Raw genomic sequence first — 15950 nt, 5'->3', positions numbered from 1 at the left:
AAAACCAAAAAAAACAGGTCACTTATCCTCTTTACGGAGAAAAAAAATGACCTGTCTATAGTCTTAAGAATAGCTATTTGAACCTTGATTAGGGTAAATGCTTTATGTAAACCCCAACAACGCTTTTTCCACCTGATCCACAATTCCATTGATCCCCATCGGTCCATAACAACCAATCCATGTCGCTGCATCCACCGAATGTACTCGCTGCTCCTCTTCCCCACCAAGCATCTCCAAAACCCGCTGCTCTGTTGCCGATATCCCATCCTGCATAAGTTCATTACTCAGCAGAAAGTAGTGACTTGCCTGCACTGCGGGTAATCTCTCAACCGAAATATGATAGGCCGTATCGGAGGTGTCAGCCACAAACAATGGTGCAGGCAGACCTAGATCACGGTACAGCACAGCACCTGTACGATGAGCGGCGGAATGGACACGAACGAGCGAGTCTAACGGACGGATCAGGGCCACACTTTTGCCTGCCAATACTGTAGCTAGTTCCTCAGCCAGCAAAGCCGTTCTGCGAAGATAGTCGGCATTAATCTGCTTGGCCTCTGCTCGCTTGCCTGTCAGTTCACCGAACAGACTAAGGATCGTCTGCCAGTTTTCGTTACGTTTGAACATGAGCACTGGAGCGATCCCACTTAATCGTTCAAGATACTGCTCATGTACCTCGGTGCAGATGATTAGATCCGGTGCAAGTCGTTCCACCGCAGGCAGATCGGGATATTCATATGTCCCCAGTAATTCGGTGTGCTTGAGTCCTGCCTGAAGGGGTTGGGGAAAAGATAACACGCTGCTTCCAAGTCCGACACTCCCTACCGGAGACAAACCCAGCGCAAGCAAATGATCCGCATACTGCACATCAAGGACAGCGATACGCTGCGGTGTTTCAGTGATGATGTATTCCCCTTGCATATGGCAGATGACCGGGCCTTGGGCTGATTCATAGGATGAAGCTGTGCGGTTTTGCAGTAGGGCATTCTCATAATCTGCATCGGTTTTAGAAGCGGCGGCATGCCGGTAATGTAACGGTGGGACGCCAACATACTTTTTAAAAGCCCTGCTGAAATAATACATATCTCGATAGCCTAGCTTGTCTGCAATTTCACCGATCGAAGCATCCGTATGACGCAGCATACGTGAGGCACTTTCCATGCGTAGCTGAATGACGTACTCCATCGGCCCGAGCTGCTTTTCTTGTTTGAAACGACGCTGCAACTGTCTTACGCTACAACCCGCAAGGGCAGCCAGCTCTTTCAGCTCCAGGTTCTGACGATAGTGCGACGCAATATAGGAAGCAACCACATCCACCATATCGGACTCCGCTCCCCCTTGACCACGTTCATAGGCCATGATCAGCTCATAGATCATGCCTTGTAGCAACGCGTTGGCATAGAATCGTTCCAGTCCTTCGCCCCGGCGCCATTTCGCAACGATTTTTTCTGCATTCTCGATCCATTCCGCGTGGGCTGCCGAGTTTTGCACAAAGGACCTGCGCAGCGGATGTTTGCGATACGAAGGCATAACAATAGAGGCTCCCTCCATGGAAGAAGCCTTGTATTTGATCACAATATAATGAATGTCCTCTGATCTGGCCGTCAGCGTGTAGGATGATCCCTTCACCGCATGACAGGCAAAAGAAGCTCCAATGTGGCAACCCTCGCCATCCATTGCAAGCTCCCCTTCCCCTCCGTATGCCAGCAGTAGCACATTAGAAGTTACATTTGTTTCGTGCAAAACGCTGCCTGTCTGCAAAGTACCGCTATATCCGTCCAGCATCTTGATTGCTGTATCACTCCAACCACTTGTCTGTTCCTGCAGCGGCATTTCTCTCATCTCCTGACAATAACATAGGTATAATCATTACTGTTGTCATTGTAGTTGAGATTCTTTCTCATTGTCAATTTTCGGACTCGGCACGGCTCTTCGTCATGCAACTCACCCAGAGCAACGGTACGGACATTATGAAGGAAACGAATATTCAGTTGTTAGGAGAAGCTTCTTCAATATTGATCCAACTCTCGTTAATCCCAATCCTTATCCAAACACTTAATAGTTTTCACATATTTTTAACTTGTCTGTATAACAATTACATGTATAATAGTGGTAATTGAGAGGAGGTGAATACAAATGAAAAAATTAGAGATTAAAGAATTGATTCTTAAATCGGAGAAACTGGCTAAAGTTAATGACTTGTGGTACTTTGTCCGATCTGGAGAAGGTGCTTGGATTATAGGTTCAGGAGGCGGAGCCAAGTAAAATGGCTGTATTGAATCTATGATTCTTAAAAGCTAAAACTCAAATTAGTGGTTGAGTCAATTAAAGCTCCAAGCTTCTTCATCCATTTTGGTACATAACATACGGGAATTACTCATGTGAGCTCTGGCACAATTTGCGCCTGAAGACTGCCAACCACTAATGATGAGGTCTGGCTACTTTATTGGAAATTATTTAGTAGGAGTTTCGAGAGACTCTATATGAAATAGTGCTTTTACATCTCACTTCATTTAAGAACGGTAGAAAGGAAATGTTCATGTATAACAATGCGGTAATAAACCTGGGAGCGAAATGTAATGCAGCCTGCGCCCATTGCTGCTTTTCTTGTTCTCCAGCATCCACTCAATCTATGGATCCAAATTACATAAGACAGCTTGCCCATGAATTGGCTGAAAATAAAAAAGTAAATTTGATTTCATTTACAGGTGGAGAGATTTTTTTGAACTATCCATTTTTACAAGAGCTATTAGAGATCATTAAACCTCATCAGAAGAGAATCACCCTTATTAGTAACGGCTTTTGGGGCATCAGTAGAAAAAAAACAGAACAGTATTTTAACGACATGGAGTATTACAATGTGACTAATCTAACCATAAGTTATGATGAATTTCATGAACCATACGTTAAAGCTGATGCCATTAAAAATATACTGGAATGTAGCAGAGACTTCTCTAGTACGAGCGTGGCGCTAAATATGGCTGTAACAAAAAGTAAAATGTCTAATCGTATATTAGAATATATGGGAGAATCTTTGCTTGGGATCAGAGTGACAAAGTTTCCACTCATGCCAGTTGGAGAAGCAAAGCATGAAGACCCGGACAGCTTTCAACATATTTATAAACTCAGTAACGAAAGGAGTTTGTATTGTCCTGGATTTGAAGTCGTGTATCATTTTGACGGTCAAATATATCCTTGTTGCTCGCCAGCAGTATTTGATACCAAATTGCATTTGAGAGAAAGCATGGACCAAACGTTTGACAGAACCATTGAAAAATTAAACTCCAATCTTTTATTTTACATTATGCGAAAGGAAGGATTTAAATGGTTCATTGATACAGTTCAGAGCAACCCTGAATTTAATCACATTGAGATCCCAGAACAATTTTCATCCATATGTAACATCTGCAACATTCTATTTAAAACGGAAGAGAATATTGATTTGTTAACACCATATATGATGAATTATTATGAGAGCATGGTATGAAGCAGTGTTTTACGTTTGAAAACGAAGAGTATGAAATTTTTGTAGAAAACGAAGTGTTTGTTAAAGATAAGTGCAAAAAAGAATTTTATAAGACAAGCATTATCAATTTGGATGAAACTTTGAAAGAGCAGTTGAGCGTATATAAGAGTAAAATTAATTCTGTAAATTTCACCATTTACATCACACTCTTTTTAGTACTGCTTGTGTCTAATCTTTATTTTATTCATTTTTTCGGTTATACATTTCCTAGATTTGAACATAACTTAAAGAATTATTCTATTTTTGTTTCTTACATGATTTTCAATGTCTTTATTCATGAGCTAGGCCATATAAAATCCATGAATTTTTTCGGAAGAAAACATAACAAAGTTGGATTCAAAATGAACTTTTATGTTTTTCCTTCTTTTTATGTTCAACTAAACGATATTTATATGTTATCCAAAAAAGAAAAGCTCATTGTTCATTCAGCAGGCATTTACATAAATTTATTCATTATTTTAACGATCCAGATCATAAATACGTTTTTCTTGAAAATGGATATGTTATCGGTATCCTATATTTTCTTCTCTTTAGCTTTATTATGGAATGTAATCCCAGTGCTGAACTCTGATGGATACAAAATTTTACTTACAATCCTAAATAAAGATGAATTTGAAAACTCCAAGAAAAATCATTTCATCATTAAAATCATTCAGATTATCGGGGTTTTACTCGCCATACGTTCAGTATTATTGTGGTTTTAAGAGAGGAGGAATTCATGCCATGGTTTTAGATATAAGTGGCTATACGTTAAGAATCAAAAATAATCTCTTGCTTGATCACGCACATTTACATTTTCAACCAGGTGGTGTCAATCATATTGTTGGGAAGAACGGTGTGGGGAAATCCAGACTGGCGAAAGATTTTATTCTAAATAAGAGCGGTTTTTTCCCGAAACACTTGTCCTCAAACCTAACCGTAATCTCAAGTTATTCTAATATACCTGAAGATATTTCCGCCAAATTGCTTTTTAAGATATTAATTAAAAGATATGATCGGATGATGTTGGATCAGCTTAGTGATTTACTGAATATTGAAAATATACCATCCAAAATTCTCATAAAAAATCTAAGTGATGGACAGAAACAGAAGCTTAAGCTGGTATCATTTCTTTTAGAAAATAAGGAAATAATCATTCTCGACGAGATCACTAATTCTCTAGATAAAACAACAGTCAATGAGATTCACCAATTTCTTAACATTTATAGCAGACAGCATCCAAACAAAATCATATTGAACATCACTCACAATTTATCAGATCTCAAAAACATTGAGGGAAGATACTTCCTCTTTCAAGACAAAAAGCTAGTGCAATACGAAAACAAAGATCAACTAATAAAAATATATATTGAGGAATAGTGACTATGATTGAATTTGCAAAAAGCCTATTTAATAAAGTATTTATGTTCCTGGCACTTATTTTTGTGTTGTCGTTCTTAATCGGTTGGTTCCTTCCTATTGGTCTTGATAAAGTTACATCCCTAAGTTATCGAGAGTATCTCTTCAGTACCTATACTGTCTTTACTCAATTTGGATTTTTAATGTTCTCGTTTATCATTGCTTTCTTCGTGAATAAGGAATATTCGAATAAAACCATTCTGTTTTATAGGCTGTTATCCTATGACAGTCTTAAATTCTTCTTGAATAAATTTGCCGTACTATTTATTGAATCACTTATTTTAATCACAATATTCCTTTCCGTTGTATCTATGGTGTACCAGGATTTTAGTCTGTTTTTGCTCATGGTATTTTTGTTGACGTCTGTAGTCACACAATACATTCTTATCATTGGAACGATCAGTTTGCTTTCTTCTAATATCTTGATGAGTATTGGTTTAAGTATTGTATACTGGATATTGAGTGTCGTTTTAGTAGCCAGTTCGGATAAATTAACATATGTTGCTGTTTTCGACGCTTCGAATTACCTTTATAGACACATCAACCAAGTGTTTGCACAAGGAAACAATTTCATTTCTTTAAGCAATGTATTAACGGTTATTGTGTATAATCTTATCTTATTTTTAGTGAGTGTTCTGATCGGTAAACTGATGAACAAACGTTGGTTAAAGCTTGGAATTGACTAAAAAGTTGATGTACACGTTGGAATTTGGGGCAATCTGATAGGAACTTTTTTTACACAATTATGTGGATTGTCCCCTCTATAACAGGCAAAAGAAGCTCCAATGTGGCATCCCTCGCCATCCATTGCAAGCTCCCCTTCCCCTCCTTATGCCAGTAGCAGCACATTAGAAGTTACATTTGTTTCGTGCAAAACGCTGCTCTTGCAGCGGCATTTCTCTCATCTCCTGACAATCGCATAGATATAATCATTGCTGTTGTCATTGTAGTTGAGATTCTTTCTCATTGTCAATTTTCGGACATTTGAGGCAATATTCCCCTGACATCTGGTACCAGAAACAGCAGGTGAGCCGCTCACTTTTGGCAACATGTACATTGTCCTTACAATCGGTAAAGCGGGTCAACGGATTCTTTCTCTCACCAAACACTTGCCCGGACGCCACCTGCGTCAGATAGGCAAAATCCGCCTGAATTTGCTCTCTTTCCTGCTCCGTCTCACCTTCATCAGGAGCGAATAGTCGCCCGATCCGTACCATGATATTCTCCCAGAGAATACTCATCGAAAGGGGTGCAATCGCAGCAAGTGTCTTTAAGAGAGGTGTGAGCTGTACTGCAAACATCTCTTGGACTGCCTTTTCCCGCCAAACGTGTCTATCTCCCGTCAGCTCTTCAGCCCGAAGCTCGTTCACCGCTAGAAAAGGAAATCGTGTACCCTCCTCATGTTCTTCGAGCTTCGGATGATAGAGAAAGCTGTTCTCCAGCTGAAAGGTTACATGCTGATGATGAAATGTCATCGCCGTCACGAGCGGAGTCGTCCATAGATAGCCAAGTCGCTTGGCTAACATGGAAGCGGCAACCTTCATGTCTGGTGCATCGATATAATGTTGAAACCAGCGGATATACTCTCGGCACGCCTCTTCGTCATGCAGCTCACTCAGCGCAATGCTACGGACACTATGTTCAGGCGGCTCGCCAAGCAAAATCGAATGATCCTCCACCGTCTCTTTCCATGCGTCTGTTGAGAGATATCGGCTCATATTAGTTCGATCCTAGCAGGGCTTCCGATGCCTGATCTACAATCAGGTTAATCGCAAGCGGTCCGTAGTATGCGATCCATAGTGTAGAGTTTACATCATACGTGCGGTTATTTTTCACAGCATCCAGAGACTTCCATACCGGATTATTCACCATCGCCTCAGCTTCTGCGGCAAACAGTTCATCCGACAGTACAAAGTAACGATCCGCCCCAATTTCAGGCACTTTCTCCATCGAAATCTCTACGGAAGTATCATCCTTGATGCCTTCAACAAGTGCAGGCATTTTCAAGCCCAGGTCATTATACAGAATGCCACCTGTACGGTGCTCGATGCCATGAACACGGATACCTTCTTTACGCGGACGAATCAATGCTACTGTCTCATCACCCAGCTTCTCAGCCAGTTTTGTTTTCATTCCTGCCACTTTCTCTTCATACGCTGTACGTACTTTCTCTGCCTCGTCTTGCTTGTCCGTAATCTTAGCTACTGTAGCTAACGTATCACGCCAGTCTTCGTAGAAATCGAGTACCAGGGTAGGTGCAATTTTGCTTACACTCTCGTACTGCTTTTCTTGGAAGTCGGTCATGATGATCAGATCCGGGTCGAGTGCAACAATCGCTTCCAGGTTAGGCTCGTCCCGTGTACCCAGAACTTCAACGCCACTTGCCTGATCACCTAAGTATTCTGGAAAATCAGTGTTTCCTCCAGCGATAACACTACCTGCTGGCTTTTCGCCAACCGCTAACATTTGATCCAAAAACTTAACATCCAGCACGGCCACTTTCTTCGGTTTTTCGTTTAGAGTGATGTCACCCTTCATACCCTTGATCGTTACTGGAAAAGCGCCGTCGGTCTTCGTCTCTGTACTCGCAGGTGTATCCGAAGGCGTTGCCGCGGATTGTTTACCGCTATCTGTACCTGTTCCGGCACCGCACGCCGTCAGGACTAGAATCAGGGCCAACATCAAGCCCATAAGTAATCGTGATTTGTGAGCAAAATAGCCTTTGCTTCCGGCAGCTTGCCCGTTTGTTCCTTGTTTCATTTGTAAATCCCCCTTATGTATACTAGTGATAATGATTTTCATTATCGAAACATAAAGAGAGTATAAACGATCTGTGTATCGTGTTACCATGTACTTTTGCGACATTTCAGTCGGACTAATGCGACATCACACTTGATATTTCACCTACACCTACACCTATCCACTATCCGCCTTTTAATTTCTCAGCAATGTAAGCCTGAAGACGGTAAATGTCTGCAAGAAGTTCTTCTTCCTCCGGCGTATTGCCATACTCCCCCAGCCAGCGCGGTGTACGGAACTGCCAATCCTCTGTCAGGTATTGCTTTTCATCGCGATACTCCCTAATATGTCCCAGAAAATATTCTAGAGAGCCGAAGGATTGCTTTCCTTGATCGTTAATGATGGATTGTGCGTTCTCAATGATAGTATGTAACATTTGCTCAATATGCTCTTCTGGATTCATAGTGGATCTCCTCCAAAGGAATATTTTTAAGGATTTGTATCCAGATTTCGTTCAAGCATTGCTCCTATACGTTCAGACATTACGGAAGGTGGGAGAGGTCTTTCATGCGTAAACCACCATTCGACGACCCCAATGATCGCTCCCCCCACAAACTGAACCTCCACAATCTGGTCTTTCATTAATTCGGTGTTCATAACAGCTGGTTCGCTCTCGTTTCCGTTCTGTAATTCATGAATAAAAAAGTCCAGAAACTGCTTACGAAAAAAAGAACTGCCTTTACTCGCCAGCAATGCGTAGAAAAATAAAAAATGCTTCTCAAAATACTCAAACCACACGAATACCATGTTGTTATAACCCGTGTCCATCTCCGTAGATTCACAGATTTCACGCAAATTCTCAATATGCTCTGTGATGAGTTTATTCAGAAGATCGAATTTATCTGTGTAATGAAGATAGATCGTTCTGCGGCTGATATCCGCTTTGCCTGCAATGTCCTGGATCGTAATATGATCAAAATCTTTGTTCATCATCAGTTCAGTAACCGCCGTTTTGATCGCTTCTTGGGATTTGCGTATCCTTCGATCCACCTTGACCACTTCAGATCACCCTTTTTCTTCATTGTTAATACACATTTTCAAACCATCTGTGCACAATTGCACGCAATCCAGCTTTTTAGCCATTGTAAGATTTTTATTTACGTATACCATTATACATAGTTGATAAATAATACACTACTGTGCATTAATTCACAGTGAGAAATGGAGTTTAACCATATGAAAATCGCAGTCATTGGGGCTACCGGAGGAACAGGAAAAAAAGTGATTGAACGCGCCCTTGCATTGGGGCATGAAGTTATTGCCGTTGCTCGTCGTCCCGAAGGCATTGCTCCAACAGAAGGACTTACCGTTAGAAAAGGGGATGTGTTCGATTTACCTGTTATGCTTCAGGCGATTTCCGGGGCAGAAGCTGTCATCAGTTGTATAGGTCCTCCCCTCAATGTATCATCCACCTCCGCCAAGAAGGGCTTGGGTAATCTCAGTGCCGGTTTACGTACAATGAAGGCTAATTTCTCACCAGGTACGGTCATGTCTGTGGGAATTCCAAATATTATTGCGGCCTGTCAGCATACAGGGGTTAAACGTATGGTGATGCAGAGCGGCATTAATTTGTGCGATGGGAGAGAGCTTTCTTATGTCAACCGTCTCGCCGTGCGTCTGATGCGCCGTATTTTTTGGAAAGCCATTCAGGATAAAAGTATCGCGGAACAAGCGCTCATCCAAAGTGATCTCGAATGGGTCATCATGCGTGCATCCGTGCTTCAGTATGCGGAAGGGAACTTGGAATATACGGCTGGTCCACTCGCTCGCATCAATCCGGTTGCTGCACTTCCTTTTGCAGATTGTGCGGATGGGCTAGTACGTGCGGCAGTGAGCCGGCTCGATTGGACCGGAAAAATTGTGAATATAGGGAGATAAGTCGTTCGGATTGGAGGTTCGTTCAATTTCTTATATACTCTATGTAGGCCTTTGTTTAAAACCCAAAGAATCGATACCCCATAATGACGGAGACATCGATTCATATGATCTAACTATGAGGTGAATCATGAGCATGCGACTAAAAAGGAAGTATATCATTACCGTTTTCACCGTTGCCATTATTGCTTTTCCTATCATTGGATCTTATATGTTAAACAAGGTTGTCGATCCAGAAGAGATCATGGTTACGAAAACTGAGGTTTCTTCTGAGCTTGTTACGATACAAGGTGGATTTGGAGACAGTATCCGCAGATATCACGGTTATAACATCTCACCTCATGATCATTCACTATTCATTCAGATCAAGGGTAGCAAGCTTCCCATTGGAGGTCATAAGGACTTCAACATCTCGTTCCCTAATTCTTATGGGAATATTGATGAAATCTACTTAGTAGGGAATGACAATGCTAAAAGAAAGATTTGGCCCCAGCCCTGACTTTCATCTGAAGCCAAGTTGAGCTAAGCTCCTTCTGGTTACTTCCGGGTTACTTCTGGGTTACCTCTATTCAATTCCTGATCCTTATCCATCATAGAATCATAGAAATAACGGACTTAGACATAGAGTATGCCTGCATTCCCTTAGCTCTCACCACCACACTCCCCATCACTGCACCTGCTTTTCAACCAACTCTTGTTTGATTCTGCCAATCTGCTTGAGATGGTTCTGCACATGAGCGACAAAACCCGGAATGATCGCGGCTAGAGATACCGTCTCGCCTTTGAAGTTAATGCCGGTTTTCTCCCATTCTTCGTCGCTCAGCCGCTCTAGTAGTCCTGAATTGTACTGAACCAGACCATTAGCAATCGTAATCAACTGAGAAATCTGCTCTTCGTTTGCTTTTTGTCCTGCGACCCATGCATCTTGGTTAAACCCAGGCAGCGTCGCCGGTGATCCCGCTAATATTTCACGGATGCGGAAGGATACAACGATACTGTGATCCACCAGATGTGCGAGCACTTCGATAACACTCCAGGAGGATGGAGAAGACTTCCACCTCAACTGCTGCTCGGTCAGGCCCGCAATCTCCTGTTCAATCTCTTCATAAGCGTGTACATAAGCCGATATGATTGATTCCGTCTTCACTGCTGTGTTCCCCATGATTACCGCTCTCCGATCTATATAAGTTTAACTTAAATAAGGTTATAGGAACTGGAATTGATGTGCTTACACCAGTTCCCCTGTAAATACTTCTTTCAGCAATTGAAATGAACGTGTCCGTTGTTCAAAATTAGGAATAATCGTTGTAAACACAAAGCTGTTCACGTTATACTCCTCAGACAGCTCAAGCAACCGCTTCCGCACCGTTTCCTTCGTACCGCGTGTAATGTCCGCTTCACGCTCCACCACCGTATACGTTTCTCCCGCTTGCCTTGCGAATTCTGCTGCTTGCTCCAACGTCTGCACATTTATGGTTTTGCCACTCGCCAGCGTGGCACGCACCGTTTTGTGCTGTCCCGCCAGCGCATTTGCCTCTTCTTCCGTATCTGCCGCTATGACCGACAAGGCCAGAATGGCTTCAGGCTCTCCGCCATGTTCCGTATTAAACTGCGTGCGGTACGTATCCAGTGCGGTGCGTGCCGTTTCGGGATCACTGTTGATAAACAGCGCAAACGCATAAGGTAGCCCCTGCTTGGCTGCCAGTTCCGCACTGGAAACACTCGTGCCCAGCATATAAATACGTGCCGGCTGTCCCGGTAACGGATGCGCTGTGAGTCCTGGCTGCGCATGAGTTTCACTCGCCGGAGCGTTCAGAAAGTTTCTCAGTTCCACCAGTTTGTCATCCAGCGTTTCCGGCTCGGCTATTCCCTTTTGCAACGCCTTTGTGGAACGAGGCAAGCCGCCTGGGGCACGACCGATCCCAAGTTCAACTCGTCCCGGAGCTAGTGTCGCGAGCACATTGAAACTTTCAGCCACCTTATATGGGCTATAATGCTGGAGCATCACACCACCGGAGCCGATCCGAATCTTTTGAGTCTGTGCAAGCAAGTACGACACGAGCACTTCTGGCGATGATCCGGCAACCCCCTCCGAGTCATGATGCTCCGCTACCCAAAACCGATCATATCCAAGTGATTCACCAAGCTTCGCCAGTTCTACGGTATTTTTCAATGCCTCCGCAGCCGACTGGCCCGGAAACACAATGCTCTGATCCAAAATCCCTAATGTAAATGACATATCTCTTCCCCCTCAGCTCGCACTTAGAATGAATGTTTCTGATCCCGTTTTCTTATATGGAATATGCAGTATCCGGTGTAATGCGTTTGAGAAACTGCTTCGTACGTTCTTCCTTCGGATAGCGGAACAGCTGCTTCGGCTCTCCTTCTTCCACAATGACCCCGCCATCCATAAATACAACATGGTTCGCCACTTCTTGGGCAAAACCCATTTCGTGAGTCACGATGATCATCGTGATGCCTTCCTCTGCAATCTGGCGAATAACCGCCAGCACTTCACCTACAAGTTCCGGGTCCAGCGCCGAAGTCGGCTCATCGAACAAAATGACCTCTGGGTTCATCGCCAGAGCCCGGGCGATCCCAACACGTTGTTGCTGTCCACCCGAAAGTTGGCTGGGGTATGAATCGAGCTTGTTTCCGAGACCTACCTTTTCAAGCAAAGCGATACTCCGCGTCCGCGCTTCCTCTTTAGCCACTTTGCGTACAGCGACAAGTCCTTCCATGACATTTTGCAACGCTGTTTTGTGCCGGAACAGATTATATTGCTGGAAGACCATCGCTGATTTTTGGCGTAAGGCATGGATATCCTTTTTGGCGTGTTTGCCGTAATCCAAGTTGAAATCACCGAGTGTGATATGCCCGGAGTCCGGTTTTTCCAAATAGTTAATGCAGCGCAGAAGCGTTGTTTTGCCTGATCCACTCGGCCCCAGAATCGCAACGACCTCTCCGCGGGCCACGTTTAGATCAATTCCTGAGAGCACCTTATTGTCTCCGAAGCTTTTGTGTATTTGCTTGAGTTCAATCATGACACGCCTCCCCGGTTGTACGATCTGAACCGCTTCTCTGCCACTGCGGTCAGTCTTTCAATCATGACGGTCAGTCCCCAGAAGATGAGGGCCGCCGCCACATATGCCTCGAAAAATTTCCAGTTGGTCGATGCGACAATTTGCGCCTTGGCGTTAATCTCCACCACCGAGACCGCAAATGCCAGTGTAGATCCATGCAACATGCCAATCAGCATGTTTGAAATATTGGGTAGACTGGCTGCAAAAGCCTGCGGCAACACAATTCTGCGCAGCGCCTTTGTCGCTGTCATACCCAGTGAATACGCCGCTTCAATCTGACCGCGATCCACCGCGAGCAAGCCGGATCTGACAATCTCTGACGCATAAGCACCAGCCGTAATCGAGAATGCCAGGTAAGCAAAGCCAATCAATGGAATGGACGACGAGTTGAACCCCAGTCCGAGTGATGAAGACACGCTGTCAATGATCATCGGCAGTCCGAAATAGATCAGAAGCAGATGTGTAATCATGGGTGTACCGCGAATAAAGGTGACATAAGCCGTCGCCAGCTGGCTCAGTACAGGAATCCGAAACTGACGGAGAAGGGCAACCGCTGTCCCGATGATAAAACCAAGCACCACCGAGACCACCGTGATCGCCAGTGTAATCGGGATGACACCGAGAAGCTGCACGAACGCGGTCCATACAAAGGAAGCATCAAAGCTCATATCGGAGCAAACCCCCTCTTCTGCACTTTCCGCTCAAGTACACCGAACACCCTCTCCAACACAAAACTCAAAACAAAATAAATGAGCGCCAGCGAGATATACGCTTCAATAAAATGACGAGAGATCGTTGCAAGCGTAGACGATTTGCCCGTCATCTCCATGACACCCACACTGAACGCAAGGGATGTGTCCTTCAAGCTGCCAATCACCATGTTGGCGAATATAGGCAATGCCGTCACATAGGCCTGCGGCAAAACAATCCGGAAGAACGCTTGCGGGCCAGACATGCCCATGGCATAAGCTGCTTCGACCTGTCCCCGATCCACGGAAGCGACGGAAGCCCGAATCATCTCCACCATAAACGCTCCACTATTGAGCGAGTAAGTCATAATGACAAAGTAGATGGCAGGTGCACGGTTCGCATTAATCCCGAACAGACCCAAAATTTCCGGCACGCCGTAATAGAACAAAAACAGCTGAATCAAAATCGGAGTTCCGCGAAAAAAGGACACATACAGCTTAGACAGCTGTTTCAGCACCGGAATATTGTACATCTGCGGCAGTGCCGCGATGGAGCTGATGATTAGACCAAGCACCATTGCACTAACTACAATGAGAAGCGTAGTACTGATGGTGGGTAGGAGCTTTACAAAGTAGTCGATGACATAACTGAATTCAAATGGTGCACCCATCGTTGCGACCTGCCTTTCCTGTACGTGTTATTTCGTTTCCGATTGCGTAGCATCAAAGCCAAGCCACTGCTCACTTAGTTTCTTCAATGTACCGTCTGCCTTGATTTCCTTGAGTGCTTCATCGATGCGATCCGCAAGTTTCTGTTCTTCAGGATCATCCTTGCGGAACATAAACAGGGTATCCGATTCACTGAGTGGTGGACCCACCAGTTTCAGCTCGCCGCTTGGATCAATGAGTGGAAGCGTAAAATCCGCTGCTACAAACGCTGCAACCCGTCCAGCCTTGAGCTGTGCGATGGAATCGTTGGCCACACCGCTTGAATACACAATATCTAGTGCATTGTTGTTCTGCTTGTTGTAGTTTTCCAATAAAATGGCCTGGGCACTTGTTGCTGTCGTTAGCACTTTTTTGCCTTTCAAATCATCAATGGAATGAATGGTGTTGTCATCTTTGAGAACCGCGATTTTGTTCTTCCAGTGGGAATATGCTTCTTTATTGAATAAATATTTCTGTTCGCGCTCCGGGTTTTTCTCCATCTGATGCGCGACCATGTCAATTTTGTTCGTTTCGAGGCTGAGCAACAAGTTCGTGAACTCCATCGTCTGCAGATCGAACTCGTAATCATCCAGCCGTTTATCAATTTCTCTGACGAGTTCTACATCATATCCCGTCAGCTTGTTATTTTCGTCAATAAAAGCGACATTCGGAAATTGCGTGCCTGTTCCCACAATAATCTTGGTTGGTTCTTTCGCTCCGCCAGCTCCCGATGCTGTCTTCGTATCTCCCCCGGTGCTGCATCCTGTGAGCGCCAATACGATTGCAGTTGTAAGTGTTAGAACAGACCATTTTTTCATGTTTTTCTCCCCCGTTATGTGTGCGATTATTTTAAACCACTAATTCTTACATGTTAACTAGGAATTAATTGATCTAAAAATAGCATTCCAACAGGAACATCGTCAACGGGTTTACTTATAGAACAATTCTATATATAAATAAAATATTCGATGGGTGCGATTACAACTCGCCTTAACATTACCATGAGTGTCCACTTGCAATAATATAGACGACTTCTACATTAAATCTGATCGTTATCTAACGGTGATCTCGGAGAAACAAGCAAAAAACCTAACGAAGAATCGTTAGGTTCAACATGTCTAACACCCTTATGAAAGTATAACTAGCCGCCCCTTCTCCTTCACTTATCCTCTATATAAGTTGAACTAAAGATGTTTACACGAAGCACTCCGACGACAGAATAACCTTCCCATCGCTGTTATCCCCGGATTTTTTTGATTCCCTTTTCTTCAACTTATATAGTTATCTTCGACTTAACTTCTTAAATGCCGAGAACTCTTGCCCTGAGTTCATATAACTTAAAATCTTTTCCGCACATGCAGCTGAACTGAGCTCTTCCGTGTTCACTTCCAGATCATACTTATCGTAAGCATAAATGTAATCGAACTGGGAATGAGCAAGCCCGATCTCGCGATCCCCCCTGCTTTGCTCTCTTCTGGTAAGTTCTTCTTTGGAGCATTGTACACCAACAAACAATATCGGATAATCCGCAAGCAACTCATAAAAATCATTGAACAACTTGTCATCGCTGATCACCGTATCCACAATTACATTCAGACCCAGCTCCGAAAACAGTTTAATGGTTGAGTAGTACAATGAGCCAATCGGGCCAAATAGGATATCTGACATCACACCCGGCTCCACTTCTCTTGTTGGCTTCATATCCGGATATGTCGTATCAATGAAATGATCGTAGTTCTGAAAAAATTGATCTACGGACAGATGATGCAGCGGCATTTCCCCCTGCTTTTTCATTTCCAGCGCAATGCTTGTCTTGCCTGAACTTGACGTTCCGTTTAAAAAGATAATAAGTCCTCGTTCCATATGGTTCACCCT

General features: G+C 43.8%; 18 protein-coding genes. 6 read left to right on the top strand and 12 right to left on the bottom strand.

The features are described from left to right. Positions 1-102 precede the first annotated feature (102 nt). Positions 103-1830: a helix-turn-helix domain-containing protein gene (locus BLQ13_RS16180; RefSeq protein ID WP_090921904.1), complete on the bottom strand. Its 1728-nt coding sequence runs from the start codon at positions 1828-1830 to the stop codon at positions 103-105. 303 nt (positions 1831-2133) lie between these two features. Between BLQ13_RS16180 and BLQ13_RS16175 the strand changes: the two genes are divergently transcribed. The 4 genes from BLQ13_RS16175 to BLQ13_RS16160 all read left to right on the top strand — a co-directional run bounded on the left by BLQ13_RS16175 (position 2134) and on the right by BLQ13_RS16160 (position 4882). Continuing rightward, on the top strand, positions 2134-2262 hold the full coding sequence (locus BLQ13_RS16175) for an epipeptide YydF family RiPP (protein ID WP_090921902.1): 129 nt from the start codon (positions 2134-2136) through the stop codon (positions 2260-2262). Between the two features lie 274 nt (positions 2263-2536). Then, entirely contained in the window at positions 2537-3484 is a 948-nt protein-coding gene (locus tag BLQ13_RS16170; protein ID WP_090921900.1) for a YydG family radical SAM peptide epimerase, read from the top strand. Further along, positions 3481-4227 (top strand): hypothetical protein, encoded by a 747-nt coding sequence (locus tag BLQ13_RS16165; protein ID WP_090921897.1) that lies wholly within the window; start codon positions 3481-3483, stop codon positions 4225-4227. Before BLQ13_RS16170 ends, BLQ13_RS16165 begins: the two co-directional genes overlap by 4 nt. A 19-nt stretch (positions 4228-4246) precedes the next feature. Next, positions 4247-4882 carry an ATP-binding cassette domain-containing protein gene (locus BLQ13_RS16160; RefSeq protein WP_090921895.1) on the top strand — a complete coding sequence of 212 codons (636 nt, stop codon included), beginning with the start codon at positions 4247-4249 and terminating at the stop codon, positions 4880-4882. Positions 4883-5862: 980 nt separating this feature from the next. Here the strand turns inward: BLQ13_RS16160 and BLQ13_RS16150 are convergent. The 4 genes from BLQ13_RS16150 to BLQ13_RS16135 all read right to left on the bottom strand — a co-directional run bounded on the left by BLQ13_RS16150 (position 5863) and on the right by BLQ13_RS16135 (position 8719). Then, entirely contained in the window at positions 5863-6639 is a 777-nt protein-coding gene (locus BLQ13_RS16150) for a (2Fe-2S)-binding protein (protein WP_090921893.1), read from the bottom strand. A 1-nt stretch (position 6640) separates the two neighbouring features. Continuing rightward, positions 6641-7681: an ABC transporter substrate-binding protein gene (locus BLQ13_RS16145; protein ID WP_090921891.1), complete on the bottom strand. Its 1041-nt coding sequence runs from the start codon at positions 7679-7681 to the stop codon at positions 6641-6643. 163 nt (positions 7682-7844) lie between these two features. After that, positions 7845-8123, bottom strand: a complete 279-nt coding sequence (locus BLQ13_RS16140; RefSeq protein WP_090921889.1) for a hypothetical protein — start codon at positions 8121-8123, stop codon at positions 7845-7847. A 26-nt stretch (positions 8124-8149) separates the two neighbouring features. After that, entirely contained in the window at positions 8150-8719 is a 570-nt protein-coding gene (locus BLQ13_RS16135; protein ID WP_090921887.1) for a TetR/AcrR family transcriptional regulator, read from the bottom strand. A 177-nt stretch (positions 8720-8896) separates the two neighbouring features. Here BLQ13_RS16135 and BLQ13_RS16130 point away from each other — a divergent pair, with 177 nt between their 5' ends. Both BLQ13_RS16130 and BLQ13_RS16125 read left to right on the top strand, forming a co-directional pair. Next, entirely contained in the window at positions 8897-9598 is a 702-nt protein-coding gene (locus BLQ13_RS16130) for an NAD(P)-dependent oxidoreductase (protein WP_090921885.1), read from the top strand. A gap of 127 nt (positions 9599-9725) precedes the next feature. Continuing rightward, entirely contained in the window at positions 9726-10094 is a 369-nt protein-coding gene (locus BLQ13_RS16125) for a hypothetical protein (protein WP_090921883.1), read from the top strand. Between the two features lie 168 nt (positions 10095-10262). Here BLQ13_RS16125 and BLQ13_RS16120 read toward each other — a convergent pair whose 3' ends face one another. The 7 genes from BLQ13_RS16120 to BLQ13_RS16090 all read right to left on the bottom strand — a co-directional run bounded on the left by BLQ13_RS16120 (position 10263) and on the right by BLQ13_RS16090 (position 15938). Further along, positions 10263-10757, bottom strand: coding sequence for a DinB family protein (locus BLQ13_RS16120; protein WP_090921881.1), 495 nt, complete (start codon positions 10755-10757; stop codon positions 10263-10265). A gap of 66 nt (positions 10758-10823) precedes the next feature. Further along, positions 10824-11834: an LLM class flavin-dependent oxidoreductase gene (locus BLQ13_RS16115; RefSeq protein WP_090921879.1), complete on the bottom strand. Its 1011-nt coding sequence runs from the start codon at positions 11832-11834 to the stop codon at positions 10824-10826. A 52-nt stretch (positions 11835-11886) separates the two neighbouring features. After that, positions 11887-12639, bottom strand: a complete 753-nt coding sequence (locus BLQ13_RS16110) for an amino acid ABC transporter ATP-binding protein (RefSeq protein ID WP_090921877.1) — start codon at positions 12637-12639, stop codon at positions 11887-11889. Then, the gene (locus tag BLQ13_RS16105) at positions 12636-13346 is read right to left on the bottom strand and encodes an amino acid ABC transporter permease (RefSeq protein ID WP_090921875.1); all 711 of its coding nucleotides are present in this window, start codon (positions 13344-13346) and stop codon (positions 12636-12638) included. The genes BLQ13_RS16110 and BLQ13_RS16105 overlap by 4 nt, the downstream gene beginning before the upstream one ends. Further along, complete coding sequence (locus BLQ13_RS16100) at positions 13343-14038, bottom strand: amino acid ABC transporter permease (RefSeq protein ID WP_090921873.1); 696 nt, start codon at positions 14036-14038, stop codon at positions 13343-13345. The genes BLQ13_RS16105 and BLQ13_RS16100 overlap by 4 nt, the downstream gene beginning before the upstream one ends. A 27-nt stretch (positions 14039-14065) precedes the next feature. After that, the gene (locus BLQ13_RS16095; RefSeq protein ID WP_090921871.1) at positions 14066-14893 is read right to left on the bottom strand and encodes a transporter substrate-binding domain-containing protein; all 828 of its coding nucleotides are present in this window, start codon (positions 14891-14893) and stop codon (positions 14066-14068) included. Positions 14894-15356: 463 nt separating this feature from the next. After that, positions 15357-15938, bottom strand: a complete 582-nt coding sequence (locus BLQ13_RS16090) for a chloramphenicol phosphotransferase CPT family protein (protein WP_090921869.1) — start codon at positions 15936-15938, stop codon at positions 15357-15359. Positions 15939-15950 lie beyond the last annotated feature (12 nt).

Origin of the sequence: Paenibacillus polysaccharolyticus (assembly GCF_900102085.1) — a bacterium.
In the GTDB taxonomy this organism is placed as follows: domain Bacteria; phylum Bacillota; class Bacilli; order Paenibacillales; family Paenibacillaceae; genus Paenibacillus; species Paenibacillus polysaccharolyticus.
The sequence above is the reverse complement of the archived record's forward strand: the minus strand, read 5'-3'. Positions and strand labels throughout refer to the sequence as shown.